The 2,764-nt window shown below is 71.3% G+C and carries 2 protein-coding genes; both read right to left on the bottom strand.

The window, feature by feature from the left end; all coding sequences use genetic code 11:
* Positions 1-188: 188 nt before the first annotated feature.
* Positions 189-2,102 (bottom strand): hypothetical protein, encoded by a 1,914-nt coding sequence (locus tag VLF18_RS05655; protein ID WP_325278640.1) that lies wholly within the window; start codon positions 2,100-2,102, stop codon positions 189-191.
* Positions 2,095-2,764 (bottom strand): succinyl-diaminopimelate desuccinylase (dapE, locus tag VLF18_RS05650; protein WP_325278639.1); only part of this gene is annotated, 670 nt, incomplete at its 5' end. The genes dapE and VLF18_RS05655, both read right to left, overlap by 8 nt.

Raw genomic sequence — 2,764 nt, 5'->3', positions numbered from 1 at the left:
CCCGACAACCGCACGACATTACCCGACCACCCCATCCGCTACTCCCGGATCCCCTGGACGTACCCTTACGCATTCAGCCTCCGAAAGTAGCACAGCTTATGCCAGCGCGGAGTAAGGCGTGACCAAAGTTGTGCGGACAGATCTGCTCCCTCGACGGTCGGGGCCGCTTCGGCCCGCCCCGCTCCGTTTTACGGCTGAGCCGGAGGACGGGCACGCGGCCGCGGTCGGACGTCATGCAGCGGCGCGAACGTCGCGGCGTGCCGGATCGCCTCGCCGATGCCGAGGTGAGCCGTGCTGTCGCGCGGACCGAGGTCGCTGACGAAGCCGAAGCGGAAGGTCAGTCCCCAGTCGAGCGCCGCGCCGCTGCCGCGCGTCCAGGCGACGCGGTCGGCGCTGCGCTCGCCGGACCAGGCCGTGCCGGTATCGGCAACGCCGTCGAAGTCGATGCGGTCGATCTGCGCGTGCGGATCGGCGAACACGGAGAAGCGCTCGATGCCGAGGTTCTGCTCGACGCGCAGGTTCGGCTCGTGGCCGCTGGTGCGCGCCAGTGTGAGGTCGAGATTGAACAGCGCGTAGTCGTAGGCGTAGCGCCCGTCGGCAAGCGGCGTCACGCGCGTAGCGAGCAGCGCCCTGCCCTGCGGCGTCGCGACGAGGCTGCGCCGCTGCCAGCCGCCCGCCGGCGCGAGACCGAGCCAGCGGTCGAGCACACTGCCGCGGCGGAAGTCGGCGACGTCGAACCGCCAGACCCAGGCATTCGGGTCGGCGCCCTGCCCGCGCACCTTCTGCGGCACGACCTGCAGCAGCCCGAGGTTGTTCCAGGGATCGGCGTCGTCGCGCACCACGTACCAGTATTCGAGGAACCAGCGCGCGCCGGGATGGCGCGCCGGCAGCAGCTCGCTTTCGCGGACGGCCAGGCGCTTGGCGCGGTTGTACGCATCGTCGGGCAGCAGGCCGTCGTCGGCGTCGCGGCGGCCGTCGCAGTCCTTGTCATACATCGACCCGCAGCGTCCCCACTGCGCGGTGAACGGCACGATCTCCCGGCGCGGCGCGAGGCCGGTCGGAAAGTCGTTGCTGAAGCCGCCGTAGGTGTCCTCGCAGCCCGGATACAGCACGTTGCCTTCGCCGCAGCCGCAGACGGCGTTGATGGTGTGGAACGCGTGCTTGGCGCCGGAGGCGCCGATCTGGCGCAGCCGGCCGTCGGCGTCCAGGCGATAGAGATTCCAGACCAGGAACGGATGCTGGTCGTTCGCATACGGCGGCGCGGGTGCGGAGAACTTCGCGTACCAGGCCACCGACGCGTCGCCGGCGTTGCGCAGGCTCGCGTCGGGCGCGAGCACGACGAGGCCGTCGTCGCTGTCGGCCGTGCAGACGCGCGTATGCGCGCCGAGGCCGTCGCTTCTTCCACAACGATAGGAATTCACGCCGTCGGGTTCGCGCTCTTCCCAGTTCACGGCGAGACGCAGCATTTCCACATCGGCGCGCCGCGTGGCCGAAGGCCATTGCAGCGGACAGACCGCCGTGGCCTTGGCGTGCGACCGGCCGCCGCCGAGCCCCTCGACCTGCGCGCCGCCGACCAGCAGGCCGCTCCATTCCGGTTGCCCGAGACGCCGCGCGAGCGCAGCGCCGAGCCGCAGATCCATGTGGCGCAGCGACAGGGCGCCGTCATCGGCGTAGGCATGCGCGTGGTCGAGCGCGAACCAGGCCGTGCCGGCCGCATCGACGAGTTCGAGCCCCATCCGCGCGCTGCCGCGGCGGCGCAGCGCGAAGCCGCGAAGATCGAGCCCGCCGTCCGGCAGGCGCAGCTGCGGTCCGCCGCGGTGCCGCACGCTGCCGTCGTCGAGCGCGCCGAAACGCCCGGCGTCGTCATGACGCCAGCGCAGCGTTGCCGGATCGACGACGCTAAAGCGCTGCTCGCGGTAGTCGGCGCGCACGGCGCTGTCGGCGCAGCCGCCGCAGGTGTCGGAGAGTTCGATGCCGAGCGGCGCGAGTGCGCCGCGGTTGAACCAGAGCGTCGTTTCCGCAGCGCCCGCCGGCAGCGCGACGCCCGGCGCGGCCAACAGCAGCGCAACGCAACGCACGAACCGGCGCGCGCAGTCACGCATGCAGCAGCAGCTTCTCGGCGATCGCGAGATACAGCGCCGGCAGGCGTTCCAGATCGGCCAGCGCGACATGCTCGTCGAGCTTGTGGATCGTCGCGTTGACCGGGCCGACTTCGACGACGTCGGCGCCGAGCGGCGCGATGAAGCGGCCGTCGGACGTGCCGCCGCCGGTACTCGCGAGCGTCTCGATGCCGCAGACCTCGGCGATCGCCGCGATCGTGCGTTCGCGCAGCGGGCCGCCGCGCGTCAGGAACGGCTCGCCCGACAGATCCCAGCGCAGCGAGAACGCGATCCCGTGGCGGCGCAGCAGCGCTTCGGTGCGTTCCTGCAGCGACGCGGCACTGGTCTCGGTGCAGAAGCGGAAATTGAACACGACCTCGAGCGTGCCCGGGATCACATTGGTCGCGCCGGTGCCCGCGGCGATGTTGGACACCTGAAACGAGGTCGGCGGGAAATCCGCGTTGCCCTCGTCCCAGCGCGTCGCGGCAAGCTCGGCCAGCGCCGGCCCGAAGGCGTGGATCGGATTGTTCGCTTTTTCCGGATAGGCCACGTGTCCCTGCACGCCGTGCACGGTCAGGTAGCCCGACAGCGATCCGCGACGCCCGACGCGGATCACGTCGCCGAGCTGCGCGCTCGAGGACGGCTCGCCGACCACGCACCAGTCG

It is taken from the genome of Tahibacter sp. (assembly GCF_035481375.1).
Classification (GTDB): Bacteria; Pseudomonadota; Gammaproteobacteria; order Xanthomonadales; family Rhodanobacteraceae; genus Tahibacter.
This window is presented reverse-complemented; position numbering and strand designations above follow the sequence as displayed.

Coding starts and splice junctions, on each gene's coding strand:
- VLF18_RS05655 (WP_325278640.1), bottom strand. CDS start 2,102: ATGCGTGACTGCGCGCGCCGGTTCGTGCGTTGCGTTGCGCTGCTGTTG.